The 17,476-nt window shown below is 69.6% G+C and carries 14 protein-coding genes; 9 read left to right on the top strand and 5 right to left on the bottom strand.

What is annotated here, in order from left to right; all coding sequences use genetic code 11:
* The first annotated feature begins 267 nt into the window (after positions 1-267).
* Positions 268-3,372 (top strand): YncE family protein, encoded by a 3,105-nt coding sequence (locus tag R5W23_RS20850; RefSeq protein WP_320687952.1) that lies wholly within the window; start codon positions 268-270, stop codon positions 3,370-3,372.
* 91 nt (positions 3,373-3,463) lie between these two features.
* On the opposite strand, the gene R5W23_RS20845 is transcribed toward R5W23_RS20850, so the two are convergent.
* Both R5W23_RS20845 and R5W23_RS20840 read right to left on the bottom strand, forming a co-directional pair.
* A complete protein-coding gene (locus R5W23_RS20845) occupies positions 3,464-4,174 on the bottom strand; it encodes a response regulator (protein WP_261185732.1) in 711 nt (236 codons plus the stop codon).
* A 331-nt stretch (positions 4,175-4,505) separates the two neighbouring features.
* Positions 4,506-5,507, bottom strand: a complete 1,002-nt coding sequence (locus R5W23_RS20840) for a DUF1559 domain-containing protein (protein ID WP_261185731.1) — start codon at positions 5,505-5,507, stop codon at positions 4,506-4,508.
* A gap of 257 nt (positions 5,508-5,764) precedes the next feature.
* Here R5W23_RS20840 and R5W23_RS20835 point away from each other — a divergent pair, with 257 nt between their 5' ends.
* From R5W23_RS20835 to R5W23_RS20820, 4 genes are all read left to right on the top strand, one after another.
* Positions 5,765-7,204: a putative sugar O-methyltransferase gene (locus tag R5W23_RS20835; RefSeq protein WP_320687951.1), complete on the top strand. Its 1,440-nt coding sequence runs from the start codon at positions 5,765-5,767 to the stop codon at positions 7,202-7,204.
* Positions 7,205-7,277: 73 nt separating this feature from the next.
* Complete coding sequence (locus R5W23_RS20830) at positions 7,278-8,069, top strand: MBL fold metallo-hydrolase (RefSeq protein ID WP_261185730.1); 792 nt, start codon at positions 7,278-7,280, stop codon at positions 8,067-8,069.
* Positions 8,070-8,270: 201 nt separating this feature from the next.
* Positions 8,271-8,699: a hypothetical protein gene (locus R5W23_RS20825; protein ID WP_320687950.1), complete on the top strand. Its 429-nt coding sequence runs from the start codon at positions 8,271-8,273 to the stop codon at positions 8,697-8,699.
* Positions 8,678-9,316, top strand: a complete 639-nt coding sequence (locus tag R5W23_RS20820; protein WP_320687949.1) for a hypothetical protein — start codon at positions 8,678-8,680, stop codon at positions 9,314-9,316. The genes R5W23_RS20825 and R5W23_RS20820 overlap by 22 nt, the downstream gene beginning before the upstream one ends.
* A 4-nt stretch (positions 9,317-9,320) precedes the next feature.
* Here the strand turns inward: R5W23_RS20820 and R5W23_RS20815 are convergent, their stop codons facing one another.
* The 3 genes from R5W23_RS20815 to R5W23_RS20805 form a co-directional block, all read right to left on the bottom strand.
* The gene (locus R5W23_RS20815; protein ID WP_320687948.1) at positions 9,321-10,580 is read right to left on the bottom strand and encodes a DNA methyltransferase; all 1,260 of its coding nucleotides are present in this window, start codon (positions 10,578-10,580) and stop codon (positions 9,321-9,323) included.
* Between the two features lie 36 nt (positions 10,581-10,616).
* Entirely contained in the window at positions 10,617-12,194 is a 1,578-nt protein-coding gene (locus R5W23_RS20810; RefSeq protein ID WP_320687947.1) for an ATP-binding protein, read from the bottom strand.
* 288 nt (positions 12,195-12,482) lie between these two features.
* Positions 12,483-13,253: a DUF6065 family protein gene (locus R5W23_RS20805; protein ID WP_320687946.1), complete on the bottom strand. Its 771-nt coding sequence runs from the start codon at positions 13,251-13,253 to the stop codon at positions 12,483-12,485.
* A 54-nt stretch (positions 13,254-13,307) separates the two neighbouring features.
* Here R5W23_RS20805 and R5W23_RS20800 point away from each other — a divergent pair, with 54 nt between their 5' ends.
* Genes R5W23_RS20800 through R5W23_RS20785 form a run of 4 tightly spaced genes read left to right on the top strand, consistent with a single transcriptional unit; the run spans position 13,308 to position 17,410 of the window.
* Positions 13,308-14,609: a glycosyltransferase family 4 protein gene (locus R5W23_RS20800; protein ID WP_320687945.1), complete on the top strand. Its 1,302-nt coding sequence runs from the start codon at positions 13,308-13,310 to the stop codon at positions 14,607-14,609.
* Between the two features lie 34 nt (positions 14,610-14,643).
* A complete protein-coding gene (locus R5W23_RS20795; RefSeq protein ID WP_320687943.1) occupies positions 14,644-15,144 on the top strand; it encodes a hypothetical protein in 501 nt (166 codons plus the stop codon).
* Positions 15,123-16,208 carry a glycosyltransferase family 4 protein gene (locus R5W23_RS20790; protein WP_320687942.1) on the top strand — a complete coding sequence of 362 codons (1,086 nt, stop codon included), beginning with the start codon at positions 15,123-15,125 and terminating at the stop codon, positions 16,206-16,208. The genes R5W23_RS20795 and R5W23_RS20790 overlap by 22 nt, the downstream gene beginning before the upstream one ends.
* The gene (locus R5W23_RS20785) at positions 16,205-17,410 is read left to right on the top strand and encodes a glycosyltransferase family 4 protein (RefSeq protein WP_320687941.1); all 1,206 of its coding nucleotides are present in this window, start codon (positions 16,205-16,207) and stop codon (positions 17,408-17,410) included. The genes R5W23_RS20790 and R5W23_RS20785 overlap by 4 nt, the downstream gene beginning before the upstream one ends.
* Positions 17,411-17,476 lie beyond the last annotated feature (66 nt).

Raw genomic sequence — 17,476 nt, 5'->3', positions numbered from 1 at the left:
GACGGGGCGGGAGCCGATCGGGCGAGCCGTTGAGCGAACCGCTCCCACACGCCCCTCTCGCCCGACCGCGCACGTCCGGCCCTTCCACCCGCCAACGCATCGGGACCGGGTTCGTTGGAACGTCATTGCGGCGGCGCTCGCGTGTCGGTACTCTTATTTGTAACCGAAGCCGGCAATCCGCCGCCGCAGACGCGTCGTCGTTCCGTCAGCCGTCATTCTGCCCGCGAACAACTCGCGCCGCGGGAACTCAGCCATTCGAGGGGGCGCATGTCTATCCCAATTACGTGCTCCGGGTGTCGGGCAACGTTCGACGTGCCCGACAATCTCGCCGGCAAAACCATCCGCTGTACCTCGTGCAAGGCACAGATGACGGTCTCCGCCGCGGCGCCGGTGAGCGCCGAAGAGGTACCGGCCGCCGCGGCCAAAAAGCCGTTCGGCTCCGGCATCCGGCCCGCCGTGCCACCCGCCCCCCAACCGGCTCCGGCGCCGGCGGCGAAAACGAGCCCGGCCAAGCCGGCGGCAAAACCCGTCGCAGCCAAAGCGGCTGTGGCCGACGACGACGAAGACGAGGACGACGACAAGAAAGTCAAGAAAGCGAGGCCTGTTGCAAAGGTCGCCGCCGGCGCGAAGAAGCCCGGTATCACCGGCTCGACCAAGAAGCGTCGGGCGGATGATGATGACGACGACGATGACGACACCCCGCGCCGGAAAAAGAAGGCACAGGGCGGCTCCGGGCCGATGATCGCGATCATCGCCGTCGCCACGTTGGGGTTGGCCCTCGTCGCGGCCGTCGGCATTTACCTCGCGTCCGGGTCCGACGACAAGAACGAAACGGCCTCCAACACCAGCGGGACAACGACCGCCCCGGGCGGAGCCCCACCCGCTCCCGCCCCCGGTGGTTCTGGCAGGCCCGGTCCTGGCGGTCCCGCTCCTGGCGGTCCCGGTCAAGCGTCCAGCGCGGCGATGGCACCGATCGAAGACACGCCAACGCCCGCGGCACCGGGGGGCAGCGCGCCCGGGATCGGAGCCCCCACCCCGGGACCGATCGGTGCGCCCGCGGGAGGGCCAAGTGCCCCGCCCGGCCAGGCGGCAACCCCGTTCGGTGCGTTCGGGTCGTTGGGCACAGTCGGTGCGTGGACATCCTATACCGGCGACGGGTTTACCGCCGAGTTCCCCGGCACCGCGGGCACACAAACGGTCACCTTTGGCGGCAAGACGGGACCCATCACCGGAGTCGCCGCGAGCGACCAGGCGTTCGTTATCATCAGTGAACCGCTGTCGCCAGAACTTATGCGACTCGGCCCCGACAGCAAGACCAGACTCGCGGTCTACACCACCCAATTGACTGCCCAGGTCGAGGCGTTTAAGGGCAAATCTCCCACTGACACGGCGGTAGACGGGCACGCGGCCAAGGAGTTCGACCTGTCGACCCCGGCACGCGCCGCGACCGCCAAGTTCTTCATCGTCAAGGACCGCATCTTCAGCGTGGCCGCGGGCAAAAACACAGACGGAACGAGCGCGGCACGGGCCGACCTTGACCGGTTCTTCAACTCCGTCAAGATCACCTACAAGGGTGACCCCGTTGCGGCCGGCCCGGGCAGCGCGCCCGGCGGAACCGAGCCGCCGGGCGGCACGGGTATGCCGGGGGGCATCGGGCAGCCCCCGATCGGCGGGATCGGGCAGCCCCCGGGTGGGATCGGCAACCCCGCGGCCGGCATCGGCGACGGGAACAAGAAGGCCAAGATCGAGAACTTCTACGCCGGCGCGTTCGACGCCGAGAAGAAGGAGTTCTTTGCGATCGACGAGCGCGCCGTTCCCGGCGACCCCCGCATCAAGAAGGGGTGGCTCCGCCGGTACTCGTACCCCGACTTTAACCGGGTGCTCGGCCGGTACCACCTGCCCCAAATGGCGTCCCGCGCGGTCATCGACTCGAAGGCCGGGCTGCTGTACGCCGCCACCGTCACCAACCCGCTCGCCGCGAACCTCAACCGGCTCGACAACGGCGCCGCGTCCGGCGACATCGCGGTCTACGACCTGAAGCAGATCCGTGACGGCAAAACCGCCGACGGAAAGGACCTGAAGGACGGGATGGAGCTGAAGCCGCTCGCGACGATCCCCATCAAGAGCACGATCCACGCCCTCGAGCTGTCGGACGACGGCAAGGCGCTGTACGCGCTCCTCACCTCCACCTCCGGGGGCAAGCGGGCGTCGTCCCTTTCGGTCATCAACACCGAGACCCGCAAAGAAACCCGGACCGGGCTGCCCGCGCTGGCGCGCGACATGGCCAAGGCCGGCGACGGCAAGAACCTCCTGATCGTTGAAGAGTTCTCGAGCCGCAGCAAGGCGACCAGCGTTGGCACCTTCGACTTCGGTTCGATGGCCCTGATCAACACCACGTCGTTCCCCGGCGCGGTCGTGGACGTGGCCCCGATCAAGACCGGCGGGGCGATCATCACGGTGCTGCCGGTCAACCAGCCGGCCGGCGGGGCCGGGCAGCCGGGCGGCTTCGGCCCCCCGGGCGGCTTCGGCCCCCCGGGCGGGGTCGGTATGCCCCCCGGTGGTTTCGGTCCTCCGGGCGGCCCCGTGCAACCGGGCGGCTTCGGTCCTCCGGGCAGCGGGATACCTCCGGGCAGCGGGGCCGGCGGACAGCCGAACCACCAGTTCCACTTCCGCCTATACCTGCTCAACGAGAAGGGCAGCACGGAAATGGACCTCGGGGCCGGTCACCGGTTCTCGAACGCCGGGTACGCGGACTTCGACGCCGAGAACAAGAAGCTGTTCGTGTCGTCGTACCGGGCCACCGGGCTGGACGTGTTTGAGGTGACCGACGCGAGCGCCGCCAACGGGCTGAAGCTCACCTCGACGATCCAATCGGCCGGGCGCGAGCCGGTCGGCGGGCACTGTCTCGTTTCCCCGGACGGCAAAACGTTGGTGTTCCACACCGGGGTGGTGATCGACGCGAACAACGTCGGCGGTGCACCGCCCAGCGCACCTTCGCCCGGGGGCGGCATTGCTCCGCCGGGCGGAATCATGCCCCCGGCTCCGGGCATGGGTCAGCCCGGCGGCCCAGGCACACTCCCGGGCGGTCCGGGGGGCGCGCCCGGTATGCCGGGCACGCCCGGCGGCATGGGCTCGCCACCCGCGCCAATCGGATCCGCTCCGGGCGGTATGGGCTCGCCACCCGCGCCGATCGGGGCCCCTGGCCCGGGCGGCATGGGCTCGCCTTCCACCCCGGTCATGCCGCCGCCGGGCGGTATGGGCTCACCGCCTTCGCCGGCGACGCCGCTCCCGGGCGGCATGGGCTCGCCGTCCACCCCGGCTTCCCCCCTGCCGGGCCGGCCGGGGGGCCGTCCTCCCGCGCCGGACAAGTGATCGACCAGTCATAAACGAAGCCGCCCCGCATTTCTGCGGGGCGGCTCTTTTTGTACCGGTCGTTTGTATCGCCGGAGCAGGCCGCCCCCGCTCACTTCGACTCGTGCTTGTCCTCGCGGAACCGGTACCCGATGCTCCGCACCGTCTCGATCAGATCCGCCGACCCGCCGGCCTTCGTGAGCTTCTGGCGCAGCGTCTTGATGTGAACGTCGATGGTGCGTTCCAGCACGATGGAGTTGTCGCCGATGGCGGCCTCCATGAGCTGCTTGCGGCTGAACGCGCGCCCCGGCTGCCGCACGAGGCACTCCAGCAGCCGGAACTCGGTGGGGGTCAGGTCGAGCGCCTCCTCTTCGAACGTGACCCGGTGCCGCACGCGGTCGATCTTCACCCCGCTGTAGTCGGTCACGTCGCCCGGCTCGCTCTGCCCCTGGGCGCGGCGCAGCAGCGCCTTCACCTTGTGCAACAGGATCTTGTTGTTGAACGGCTTGCCGACGTAGTCGTCGGCCCCGAGCGAGTACCCGACCACCTGATCGGTCTCGTCGGTCTTGGCCGTAATCATGATGATCGGGATGTCGCGGGTGCGCTCGCCGGCGCGCAGCTCGCGGCACACGTCCAGCCCGTTCATGCCGGGCAGGTTCAGGTCCAGCAGCACCACATCGGGCAGCGCCGTCTGCGCTTTGCGGAGCCCCTCCAGCCCGTCCCCGGACACCGTGACCTCGTACCCTTCCTTGTTGAAGTACCACGTCAGCGTCTGGGTCAAACCGCGCTCGTCTTCGATGATGAGGATTCGCGGTTGCGGCATCTGGGGTCCCTCGTGCGTGACTAGCGGGCCGCTTTGAAACCCGGGCGCGGCTCCGGGGCGCGAGACAGGCGGGGTAGCGATCACGATGTCAGTCCCAATAGGTACAGGAGGGAGCAGGTGCTCCCATTAGTTTAACTGAACCGGACACCGGGGTGCGGGGGAGTTGTAGTCGCGGACCGTGAAGATCGTGTAAAGGTGAAGTGAAGTGCGGAGACGAGCGGGGGAGTTTCTGTGCCACGAACAAAAAAGCCCGCTCGGGCGGTCCCGGCGGGCCGTAGCGGCCACACGAAAAGCTCGAACCGAGCAAACAACGGGGCACGGTCGGGCGGCGTCACTCGTTCGCGAGCACCTCACCGCCGTTGCGGGTGGACATCGCCACGAGGGCAGAAAGCGCCGCACTCTCTTTGAGGAACCGGACGCTCCCGTCGGCGAACACCGCGTTCGCGCCGCCGCTGTGGAAGCTGTAAAATAGGTGCCCCCACTCGTTCGAGTTGTTAATTTTCATCGCCCCCGGGATCGAGTTTGAGCCGCTGCACCACTCGGTCCGCTGGCCGATCTCGAACGGGTTGTCGTTGGTGGCCCACGCGCCGCCGCGGGCCCGGGCGCAAGCCGGGTTCGCCTTGTCCGCCGCCGCCGGGGTGCGGGTGCGCCCGCGGTACACGTCCTCGCGGCCGGCGCACTCGGCGAACAGGACCGTGTTGGAGGTCCCGTCGCCGATCGCGGTGATCCGGGTCATGCCCTCGCCGAACGGGCGCAGCACGCCCTTCAGGTCGCCGGGGAGTGTCACCCCTTCGGCGGCGATCGCGCTGCTCACGCCCTCGACCGCGAAGTAGTCGGTGCAGGAGCCGACCTTGTTCTGCTCGGGCGGCGTTTCGGTCTTGCTCTGGAGCCGCGGCTGGACGGGCGTGGACGGGCAGTTGAACACCTTAAACACGGTCTGCGCGGTGGTCCCGTTCGGGATCGTGGCGCCGACGTTCGGCGCGACCTCGCCGATCGTCCGCCACCAGTTCTCGTCCAGGTTGTAGTACGCGCCCGACACCGCGTTCGCCTGTTCCAGGTTCGGGAGCAGGTCCGGCGCCCAGCTCCGCTGCGGCCGGCTGGTGCGCTTGGAGTACGGGAACGCGCCGTAGGCGCTCTCGTAGTTGTGGGCGGCCAGCCCGATCTGCTTGAGGTTGTTCTGGCAGCTCATGCGCGCAGCGGCCTCGCGGACCTTCTGAACGGCGGGGAGCAGCAGGCCGATCAGGATCGCAATAATCGCGATCACCACTAACAGCTCAATGAGCGTAAATCCGTGGCTCGGGCGCCGCGATGGAACGGACGACGGGCGGGGCATGGCGGGATCGGTCCTTTCTTGGGTTCAGGCTTGGCGTCCCCACGTAAGCAAATGTAGGGCCGCCTGAGTTTCCGAACGAATTCAGCCGACTAGTGTTCCATAGAAGCGTCTGCCCCCGCGCCACTGGTCACGCAATGACCACCAGCGACCATTTAGCAACCACGGCACCAGTCTGTAGCGAATAAGCTCATCTCGACAGCCGGGCGGCGCTCGCGGTATGAGCGGGTCTAAGAATCGTTGGGCCGGAGAAACGAGCCATGCGTCAATTTCTGCGAAAGTTCCGCGCGGCGCTGCTCGGACAGGACGCAGAGGCCGACGGACTGCGGAAGCAACTGGCGGCAACAATCCGTGACCTGACCGCGCTGCGCCGGGAAAAAGACGCGGAACTAACAGCCGCCCGGGCGCACGCACAGGAACTCGGCGCGGCCCGGCTCGCGAAAGAACAGGAGCTTGCGTGCGTCTGGGAGCACGCGCACAAACTCGACGCGTCACTCCAGCGGCTCGACGCGTTCGTACAGGCCGGCGGACACCTCGCCCCCGGCGTCGGGTCCGGCGCGGGTTACGATTTCCTTACCCACGCGTTCGGCCCGGAGCCGCCGTCGGTCCCGTCAGTGATCGTCCCGGACATCGAGCCGACCGAGAGCGACGTGCGGATTGCCGCCCGGTTGCTCCGGGCGTACCACCGGGCCGCTGAGGAGGAGGAGCGCAGGGGCTGCGCACCGGCCGGTGACTGTTGGGCGTGGATCAAAACCCTTCAGGCCGAGTTCTTCGCCACGCTCCGGCGGAACGACCCGGCCGAGCTGGCCGCCTACCTGTGTAACATGGGGCGCCGGGACGCCACCATCGGAACCGACCAGGGGAACTTGGAGTACGACAAGCTCCGCACCGACCCCGCGCACCGCGACCGGCTGGCGTTGCGGTTCAAGGACAAACTTCTGTCGCTCGCCGAGGCGGTCGGCGCGGCCCCGTGCGAGAACCCAGAACAGGGCGCGTGGGGCCGCGCCCTGCACGCCGACCCGGACGTGCTGGCCGGTGCTATCGCGGGCGCGTTCGGTCTCGACATCGCACCGCCCCCGATCGACGGCGGGCTGCTGAAAGTGCCCACGTCCCACGGGCTGTTCTGCGAGCGCGACTGCCAGGGGCTGTACGTCGCATGGACCCTCCGCCAGACCCTGGGGTCCCTTGGCGGGGCCGCGGTGTGCGAGATCGGCGCCGGATCCGGCCGCGCCGCGTACTGGAGCCGGCGCCTCGGGTGCGGGTCGTACACCATTTTCGACCTGCCGCACACCAACGTGGTGCATGGCTTTTACCTGCTGAAGGCGCTCGCCGAGGACCGCGTGTTCCTGTACGGCGAGCCCCCGCCGTCGCAGCGCGGCGGGACCACCATCCTCCCGTACTTCGCGACCGACGCGGCGCCCGCGCGGGCGTTCGACCTGGTGCTGAACCAGGACTCGTTCCCGGAGATCAGCGCGCCGGTGGTGCGTGGGTACCTGAACTGGATCCGGTCCGCGACGCGGCGGTACTTCCTGTCACTAAACCACGAGAGCAAGCCGATCGTCATTGGCGGCGGAGGCCGGCAGTCGAGCGTTCCAGAGCTGGTCGCCGAGGTGGGCGGGTTCCGGCGGGTGTGGCGCGCCCCGGATTGGCTGCGCCGCGGGTACACTATCGAACTGTACGAGGTCGGAGAGGCCGGGTAAGGGCGCCGGCTCCACGGTTGAATCGCGGCTCCCCGTGGGTATCATGAACGGACACTCAGCGAGGAGGGCCGCGATGGTCCAGCGGAAGTACCTCTTTCCCGGTGTGATCGAGTTAAACTTACAGGCGGCGCAGTCGTTCGGCGTCAACCTCTACCTCATCGACGGCGGCACCGAGTGGGCGCTGATCGACGTGGGGCAGAACGAGACGCTGGACGACGTGATCGACCTGATCCGGAAGCTCGATTTCCCGCTCTCGAAGTGCAAGATGCTGATCGCCACGCACGCGGACGCGGACCACGTCCAGGCGCTCGCGTCGGCGCGCCTCCGGCTCAAGGCCAAGACCGGTGCGCACCCGGCTGCTGCCCAGGCACTCGAAGCGGGCGACCCGGTTCAGACCTACGCCAGCATCCCCGCCCAGGGCTTCGAGATCGACGGCGGGATGCCCGCGTGCAAGATCGACGTGAAGCTCGAGGAGGGTGACGAGATCAAGGTCGGGAAGCTCACGCTCAAGGTGTGGAGCACCCCGGGCCACACGCCCGGCCAGCTCAGCTTCCAGATGGGCAACCTGTTGTTCAGCGGGGACAACATCTACAAGGACGGGTGCGTCGGCGCGATCGACGCGCACCACGGCTCGCACCTGCCGAGTTTCATCACGTCGCTCACGCGCCTGCGCGACGCCGACGCCGAGTTCCTGCTCCCCAGCCACGGGCCGATGTTCCGGAAGGACCCGGCGATCCTGCAAAGCGCCATCGACCGGCTGACGAAGTACCAGCACATGGCCGACTTCGGCACCTGCACGGTGTCGTGGCCGCTCGAGGACGAGTGGAAGCGCGACATCCTCACGGGCAAGATGCCGGCCCTGTGACCGGCGCAGGGCGGCCTGACGCAACGCCTCGCCCGACCGCACGTGCGGCCCCAACTTCACCACCGGCGAACCGTCACGTTTTCGACGCCGGGTTCTTCTCGGCTCACAACCCTGTTCTCTCGCCGAACCGTTGCGAGGTCGAACGAAAACAGGTTGCGCGATCGTCCCTGTTTGACCCAACTTTTCCACCGAGCCGCCCCGGTGAATCGCCCCCACCTCCAAAAGCTCGCCGAAGAACGCTTACTCGATGCACAGGCGCTACTCGCGGCCGAGCGCTGGTCGGCCGCGTACTACTTGGCCGGGTATACTGTCGAATGTGGGCTCAAATCGTGTGTGCTTCGCCACCTCGACGCCACCGGAGCTATTTTCACCGATGCAGAATACCTGAAGAGCTTGGCGGGGTGCTGGACACACGACATCGAGAAGCTCATCAAACTGGCCGGCCTCATCATCGAGTTCGGAAAGGCCCGCCAAGCAGATCCGGCTCTCGATCGCTTCTGGGCGATCACCAAGAACTGGAGCGAGACGAGCCGTTACAAGGAAGCGGCCGAAAACGACGCCCGGGAGTTGGTCGAAGCAATCACTCACGAGCCAAACGGGGTGTTACGATGGATCCGGACGCACTGGTGAGCTACCAACTTGATGAGGGGAGCCGGCTCCTGCTCCGCCTCACCGAGGCCGGTATTGAGGTAACGGTCGCAGCCTGGGTGCAGCGGGCAGAGGACGGCCGGTGGCTGTTACTGATAGCCCTTCCGATCATCGACCGGCAGGGATTTGCCGCTGGCATCACTGAAGTGCTAAGTGTCCTTCGCGAGAGGGAGCAGACCGGAATCACATCGGACGACCTTGTTGCCTTTGGAACAAAAGATCCCCGGGCGACCGAACTCCTTCGCACCCGCGAGCAGGTTTCCGGTAGGCTCTTCGGCCGGTTCCAATCAACGAGCCTGGCCGGCTTGCCGGTTCGGGAGGTGTATGTCTACCCCGAACGACTTGAAACGAAACTGAGCGAATCTCAACAGCAGTTGCTGATCGATCTGTACGCGCACTCACCACTGACACTCGATGCCCTGCCATACACCGAAGAAATGGAGCGCATGCACCGCCAGTTCGTCCAGCAAACGGGTACCGCGGTTCCCATCGGAGATCTATTTAAGGCTCTCGGCAACCTCCGAAAACGCTCGCGGCTCCCGCGCAAGTCACCGCCCCAAGTGGAAATCGAGAGCGGCTCCCCAACAGAGTCGGTGTGATTCGTCACGCCTTCCGCAGCAGGAGCGCGTGCTCGAACCGCGGGCGGGCGCGGAACGCGTTCGCCGTCGGGCCGTGGAAGTGCGGGCGCGGCTGTGACGCCCGCGCCGCGGGCAGCAAGCCGCACGCGCGCCCGACCTCCGCCGCCACCTCGTCGGCCCGGATCGCGCCGTCACCGACGGCCGAATCGGCCATCAGGAGCACCATCGGCGCGCCCGGCGGCAGCAACCGCCCCACGGCCCGGAAGAACCGGTCCAGTTCACGACACCAGGCGGTGCGGGCCGCGGCGGGCGTGAGCCGCGCGTAGGCGGTGCGCGAGCCGATCTCCCCGCGCGCCAGCGGGGCCGGGTCCAGCCCCAGCCACCGGAGCCGCAGCGAGTGGTGCGCGATGTAGTCGTAGGTCGCGGCGTAGGGCGGTGAGGTGACGACCGCCCCCACGAACCCCGGCGGCAGGCGCTTCAGGTCCGTGGCGTCGTCCTGCACAACGGTCGCGGTCGGCGCGGGGGCGGGGAGCAACACCCGCAAGGCCGACAAACGCGCCGCCAGGTCCTGCGCGCGTTGAACGAACAGCTTCGCCGCGAAGCCGCCGGCCGTGCGCCGGGTCCGCACGCCCCACCCGGTGTCCCCCGGCTTCCGCGACAGCTTCACCAGTACCGACGAAAGGAGCAGCTCCAGATCCGAGCGGTTCGGGCCGCCGAACGTCCCGATCTTCGCCCGCAGCGAATCGAGTTCGAGCAGCACGTGCGGCTCGAACAGCTCCACGTCCTCCGGCGAAAACCGGCGGCTCGCCCCCGCCTTCGCCTTGCGCCGCGCGTCCGCCTCCTCCGCGCACGCGACGGCGTCGGCCACCAGCCGGTCGATGTCCGCAGGCGTGCGGGGGTGCGTCTTGCACTGGGCGAGCAACACCGCCAGCGGGTTCAAGTCGGTGCCGCGGGCGTTCCGCCCGGCGATGAGGGATTCCACGAGAACGGTGCCCGACCCGCAGAACGGGTCGAGGACCGTTCCGCCCGGCGGCGCGAACGCGCGCACCAGACGCGCCGCCGTAATCGGGTGCATCCGGGCCGGGTACGTGTGGAACCCGTGGACGTGCCCGCGGGCCGCGTCGTCCTCGGCGTCGGTGGCGGGGGGCACGTCGAGCGCGTGCGCGAGCCGGTCGGCGTCGGCGCGGTCCCCCTCCTTCGTGACGGCCCCGCCGATGTTGGTGAGCGAGCGGCGGCGGTTCGGGTCGCGCGGCTCGAGGCCGCCGGGCACGGTGGGACGGTTCACGGTGTCACTTCACTTGTTCGGAACGGGCGCGGCGAGCTACGGGCACGGGCCGGCGAGCACCTGGGTCACCCGCTCGACCAGCTCGTGCGGCAGGAACGGCTTGTGCAGGAAGTCCGCCTGCTCGTCGTTCACGCCCCGCTCGCGCAGCTCATCAGCAGTATATCCGGACATGAACAGCACTTTCGCGGTGGGGTGCGCGACCCGCACCCGGTCGGCGAGCGCCCGGCCGCTCATCCCGGGCAGCACCACGTCGGTCAGCAGCAGGTCGAGCGTGCCGCGGTACTGGCCCAGCAGCCGCAGCGCCTCCGCGGGGGTGCCGCCGGCCAGGACCGTGTGTCCGGCCGCCTCGAGCACGTGGCGTAGGAGCACGCACACGGCCTCTTCGTCCTCGACCAGTAGCACCACCGCCGGCGCGTGGGGTCGGGCGGGAGCGCCGCTGGCCGCCGGCCCGATAGCAGGAGCGTTCGACGCCCCCGGGGCGACGGGCAGGTCGATCTCGAACGTGGTGCCGTGCCCCGGCTCGGACGTGAGCCCAATCCGCCCGCCCAGCCCGCGCACGATCCCGTGAACGGTCGACAGCCCCAGTCCGGTCCCCTTCCCTGCGGGCTTCGTCGTGAACCCCGGCTCGAACGCCCGGCCTTTCGCGTCCGCGCTCATGCCGGTGCCGGTGTCGGCCACCGTGAGCCGCACCCAGTTGGACGACCCCGGGCCGGTCGCGAGCGTGAGCGTGCCCCCGCCCGGCATCGCGTCCGCTGCGTTCACCCCCAGGTTCAGGAGCACCTGCACCAGCAGCCCGGGCTCGGCCGTCACCCGCGGCAGCCCCTCCCCAAGTTGCAACCGCACCGCGATCCGGTCGCCGAGCAGCCGCTCCAGCAGGTCGGTCGCGCCGGCGAGCACATCGTTCAAGTCGAGCGGGTACGGGTCCACCGGGCGCTGCCGGCTGAACGCGAGCAGTTGCCGCGTCAGGCTCGCGGCCTGCTCTCCCGCCCGGCGGATCGCGGCCGCGAACTTCCGGGTCCGGTCCGGGTGGTTCGCGTCGTTGATCTCCGCCTCGAGCAGCGCCGTACACCCGTTAATGACGGTGAGCAGGTTGTTGAAGTCGTGCGCCACGCTTCCCGCCAGCCGCCCCGCCGCCTCCAGCCGGACCGCGAGCTTCAGTTGCTCTTCCAGCCGGGTCCGCTCGGCACGCTCACGGCGCGCCAGGGCCGCGGCCCGCCGCGTCTGGAGCCGCAGCACGGCGGCCCCGATCAGGCACACCGCCGCCACGAGTGCGAGGGCCAGCGAGGTCCGATGGCCGGCCCACTCCGGCGGGTCCGGTGGGGCCGGGGCCAGCGCCGGGGGACCCGCGGGCGCCGGCCCTGCCTGTGCCCGCGGGCCGCCCCGCGCAACGACCACCGCGAGCGTGTGCCGCGGGAGCGGTTCGAGCGTTAAGGGACGGAGAAGTGGCGCGGGAAACGTTCGCACGGCCGCGATCACAGGAGCCGCACCGAGCCCGCTCGAACGTACAGGTCTCACGTCCCCGACGGGCGGCGTGAGGGCCTGCGGTTGAGTCAGCGGCGGTCCCAGCCCCCACCCCAGTCCGAACGTGCAGACCGTTAGAGCGCTGGCGAGCATATGCGGTCGTGGCTGGGATAACAGGGCGAATGGCTGGGCGATTGCTAACGGTATACCGAACGCACCGCCGCCACGAAACGCACAATCCGCCAGTTCCCTAAACCCTTACAATTTCGCACCCTTATCTCGCCCACCAGACCACTTTATTCGCCCCCAAACGCTCATGCAGAATAACCCGCAGCATCCGGACAACGAGCACGGCAATTGTGATAAAAGAGCCTTACAGAAGCGAACCACAAGAGGCCGGAAAACGAAGCGGAGCGCCCCGCGGCATCGGCGAACCGGGTATCAGCCGGACGTGGTGTCGGACGTGAACGGCTTGACGCTGAGCTTCGTCTGGTGGGATTCGACCGCCTTGCCGTCGACCGTCCGCCCCTGGAAGTAGTCCTTCTGCCACCCGCGGGCCACGGCCTCCGGGTTGCGCGACTGGAGCCCCTCCAGGAACCCGCTCCGGCTCTGCTCCCACTTCTTGTACTGCGTCTGAAGTTCGGGCTCGGTCGCGAGCGGCACCACTTTCGGAACGAAGCTCTCGATCAATCCCCGGGGCACGGGCACGAGCATACAGAACGGCTCGCCCTGCTCGAACCGCACCCACTCGCACACCCGGGTCATCTTCCAGTTCATAGTGAACGTGGACGCGAGCCAGTCCGTCTCCACCACCCCTTCGAGCGGTTGCACGCCGTCCTTGATCCAGTTCGCCGGCCCCTTCACCCAGATGTTGATGCCCGGCGGGGTGCGGAACAGGAACGGGACGGTGAACGTGATGACCCCGCTGCCGAAGTGACTCACGACGCGGTTATCGGGACGGTCGAAGCGGAGTTCCACGTCCTGCTTGGCGGCGCCGCCGTACCAGTAGGCACTGAACCCGACGGGCGACCGGAGCACCCACCCGCACTGGTTGGCGATGACGAGCGGGAGGCAGCGGTACGGGTGCCGCTGGTGCGCGCCGTCCATCCAATCGCGGGGGATCGGGGCCGGTTCGGGGAACGTGTCCGCGGCCTGGTTTTCGTGGAGCGCGTAGGCGATGAGCGGGGTTTCGGGCGGCGTCGTCGGGTTCATCCGTGAACTTCCTGCGGGGTTAAAGGGGTAGACTCGTTCGTGCCGATATTGTAGATGCTGCACAAGATGAAGAAGAGGCGGGTTGCGGAGGAACCGTACCCGGCCCCGGGCCACACCCGGCCCGGACACGGGAAGGAACTCGCGATGCGCGTGCTAATCACCGCCCCCCCCATCCTCCGCGACCGAAAAAAGTCGGGCATCGGACAGTACACCCAGGAGTTGCTCGCCGGGTTGGGCCGCCTCGCCGGGGCCGGGGCCGTCCATTCGTGGTACCCGAGCCGGTGGATGCGGGCCGGGCAGCACTGGCTCAACCACCAGTGCGCCCGGTACGAGGCGGCGGCCGGCCGCGCGGGCGTTCGGGCGCGGCTCGAGGTGAAGCTCCGCGGCCGGTTCCTCAACGCGGTCCGCGCGGCGTTCCCGGTCATGCGGCACCCGTACCATGAAACGGTCCGCCGGAGCGGGTGCGACCTGTACCACGAGCCGAACTTCATCGCGCTCAACCTGGGCATCCCGACGGTCGTGTCGGTCCACGACCTGTCCGTGCTGGCCCACCCGGAGTGGCACCCGCCGGTCCGCATCCGGCACTTCGCGTGCAACTTCCTCCCCGGTCTGGATTTCGCCACCCGGCTGATCGCGATCTCGGAGTTCAGCAAGAGCGAGATCGTGCGGCACCTGGGCTGGCCGGCGGACCGGGTGAGCGTCACGTACATGGGCGTGCGCCCCGGGCTGCGCCGCGTCGGCGGCGCCGAGTTGACCCACAAGCTGAACGCGCTCGGCCTGCCGCCGGGGTACCTGCTCCACGTCGGCACCGTCGAGCCGCGCAAGAACCTGGAGATGCTCACCCGGGCCTACGCCGCGCTGCCGGCGGCGGTCCGCGAGCGGCACCCGCTGGTCCTGGTCGGCGGCCCCGGGTGGCGGTCGGAGGCGCTCCACTCGCACCTCAAGAGCGCCGGCCGGGCGCAGAACATCCGCTGGCTCGGGTACGCGGCCGACGAACACGTCGCGGCGCTGTACTCGGGGGCGCGGGCGCTGGTGTTCCCGACCTTCTACGAGGGCTTCGGCATCCCGACCATCGAGATGATGGCGTGCGGCGGCGCGGTGCTCGCGTCCACCGCCGGGGCGGTCGCCGAAACGGCCGGCGGCGTGGCCCACCTGATCGACCCGCACGACGAAGCGGGGTGGCGGGACGCCATGCTCCGCGTCTGCACCGACGACGACTGGTGGCGGCACCTGCAAACGGGGACGGAGGAGCGGGCGGCGCAGTACACCTGGGACCGCTGCGCGCGCGACACGCTCGAGGCGTACCGCCTCACGCTGAGCCAGTCGGCGAACCGTGACACCCGGCGCGCCGCTTGACGGGATCTCGGGCCGGCACCAGGAGGGGCACACGTTGAGTAGCGACAGCACGCGATCGGACGGGGAACCCGACCCGATCGCTCTGATCGAGCGGGTCAAGCGGCAGATCCGGCAAGAGGTGACGGCCGCGCGCCCGGAACCGCTCCCGTCTGCGGTGACACCGCCCCCGCCGCCCGCGTCGTTCTACCACCTCGTCCGCAGCCGCCGCGCGCAAGAAGCGGCGGGGCGCGACGCCGACCCGACCGCGGCGCGCCCCGCGGCGGCCCGGCGCGGCGGCCCGCGCGGGCTGCTGGCCCGCCTCCTCGGCCGGGTCGTGCTCCGGCTCGTCTGGTTCGTCGCCGAACCGCAATCCCGGTTCAACCGCGAAGTGCTGGCCGCCCTCGGCGACTGCACCGGCGCGGCCGACGACCTCGCCGCCCGGCTCGACGCCCTGACCGCCCGCGTCGCCGCCCTTGAGGCCGCCGCCCGGGGTGAAGGCGAAGCGCCCCCCGCTGACACCACGGAGGGAGCGTCATGCCCCGCGCCGCGATCCTGACCTCGTCCGTTCACCCCGGCGACGCGGTGGGGCACGACACGCTCTTACTGGCCGAGGAGCTGACGGGTCTGGGGTACCAGACCGGCATCTTTGCCGACAACTGGGCCGCCGGCCTCACCGGGGTGCGGCACTACCACGGGCTCGCGGCGCACCTCACTGCCCCCGACGACCTGCTCATTTACCAGTTCGCACTCGGCTGGGAGGAGGCGCTGCGGCAGCTCCGGTCGGTCCCGTGCCGCCGAGTGGTGCGGTACCACAACGTCACCCCGCCGCACTTCTTCCACCGCCTGGACATGAACTACGCGCTGGCCTGCTTCGACGGCCGGCGGCAGATCGCCGCGGTGGTCGCGGCCGGGTGCGAGCACTACCTGGCGGACTCGGAGTTCAACCGCGGCGAGCTGCTCGAAGCCGGGCTCGACCCGCGGGCCGCGACCGTGGCCCCGCCGCTGCACCGGGTCGAACAGTTGCTCGCGGCCGACGCGGACGAGGCCGTACTGGACCGTTTCCAGGACGGCCGGACGAACTGGCTCGCGGTCGGCCGGATCGCGCCGAACAAGGGGCACGCTCTGCTCATCGACGCGTTCTCCCGGTACCGGGTCCACGACCCCGGCGCGCGACTGCTGATGGCCGGCGGTTCCGACCCGCGGTTGGAAGAATACACCGCCGGGTTGCGCCGCCAAGCCGCCGCGCTGGGGGTGAGCGACGCGGTCGTGTTCGTCGGCAAGGTGACCGAGTCGGCGCTCAAGGCCCTGTACTTGGCGGCCGACGTGTTCGTGACGGCGAGCGAGCACGAGGGGTTCTGCATCCCGCTGGTCGAGGCGATGGCGTTCAAGGTGCCGGTCGTCGCCTACGGCACCACGGCCGTGCCCGAAACGCTCGGCGGCGTCGGGCTGATCTGGGACGAGCCCGATCCCGACCTGTTGGCCGCGTCGGTCCGGAAGGTCGTGGACGACGAGGCCCTCGCCGTCGCGCTGGGCACCGCGGGGTGGCAGCGGTACCGGCACCAGTTCCACAACGACCGCACCCGGCAAATCATTCGGGCGGTGCTCCGGGGGGCCGCATGAGCAAGGTCGCGCTGGTCGTCCAGCGCTCGCACCCCACCATCGTCGGCGGGTCCGAAGCGCTGGCCTGGGTGTACGCCGAACTGCTGCGCGAGCGCTTCGCGGTGGAGATCCTCACGTCCACCGCGCTGGACTACGTGACGTGGCGGAGCGAGCTGCCCGAGGGCGCCGAGACGCGCGGCGGGGTGACGGTGCGCCGGTTCGCCGCGGCGCGCGAGCGGACCGACTACTGGCACCGGCTGAACGCCCGGCTCGCCCGCGACTATAAGGCCGCGACGGTGCCCGGAGCGCCGCGCCAGTTGGACGGACCGTGGACCCTGCCGATGCAGGAGGAGTACATCCGCCGGCAGGGGCCGGACTGTCCCGGCCTGTACCGGCACCTCGAAGCCCACGCTCGCGAGTACCAGGCGCTGCTGTTCGTCACCTACCTGTACCCCACCAGCTACTTCGGCCTGGCGCACGCGCCGGCCGACCGGTCGTGGCTGGTGCCCACCCTGCACGACGAGCCGACGGCGTACCTGTCGGCGTACCGGCACATGGCCCGGCGGGTGCGCGGCGCGCTGTGGCTGACGGCGCCCGAGCGCGCGATCGGGCACGCGCTCTGGGGCGAGATCCCGGGTCGGCTGGTGGCGATGCCGGTGGTCACCGCGCCGGCGGCGCCTGCGTCCGGCGCTCCGTACCTGCTGTACTGCGGGCGCATCGACGAGGCAAAGGGGTGCCGGGACTTACTGGAGATGTTCGAGCGGTTCCGGCTCAAGCACCCTAACCGGCTGCGGCTGGTACTCGTCGGGGCCGAACACATGACGGGCGTGCGCGGGCGCCCGGGTGTGGAATACCGCGGCGTGGTGTCCGACGCGGATAAGTTCGCGCTGATGGCCGGGGCCACCGCCGTGGTGATGCCCTCGGCCTACGAGAGCTTCAGCCTCGCCACGCTGGAAGCGCTCGCCCAGCGAACCCCCGTACTGGTGAACGAGGCGTGCGCGGTGCTCGCGGACCACGCCCGGGTCAGCGGCGGCGGGTTGGCGTACCGCGGCGCGGAGTCGTTCGTCGCCGGGCTGGAGCAGATCCTCGCCGAGCCCGACCCGCGCCGCCGCTGGGGCGACCCGGGGCGTGACTACGTGCTCGCGCGCTACCACCCAGACCGGGTTCGCGACGCGCTTGTGGACGAGCTAGCCGGCACGGATGAGTCGCGGCGCGCCGGCTGACAACCGCCGCAGGGTCGCGCGTGCCGTCGTCAGGCCGGCAAGTCACAAAGCCACACGTCATTTGAT

The organism is Gemmata algarum (assembly GCF_034097035.1).
Lineage (GTDB): Bacteria > Planctomycetota > Planctomycetia > Gemmatales > Gemmataceae > Gemmata > Gemmata algarum.
Note: the sequence above shows the minus strand (reverse complement) of the source record. Positions and strands in the feature narration are given on the sequence as shown.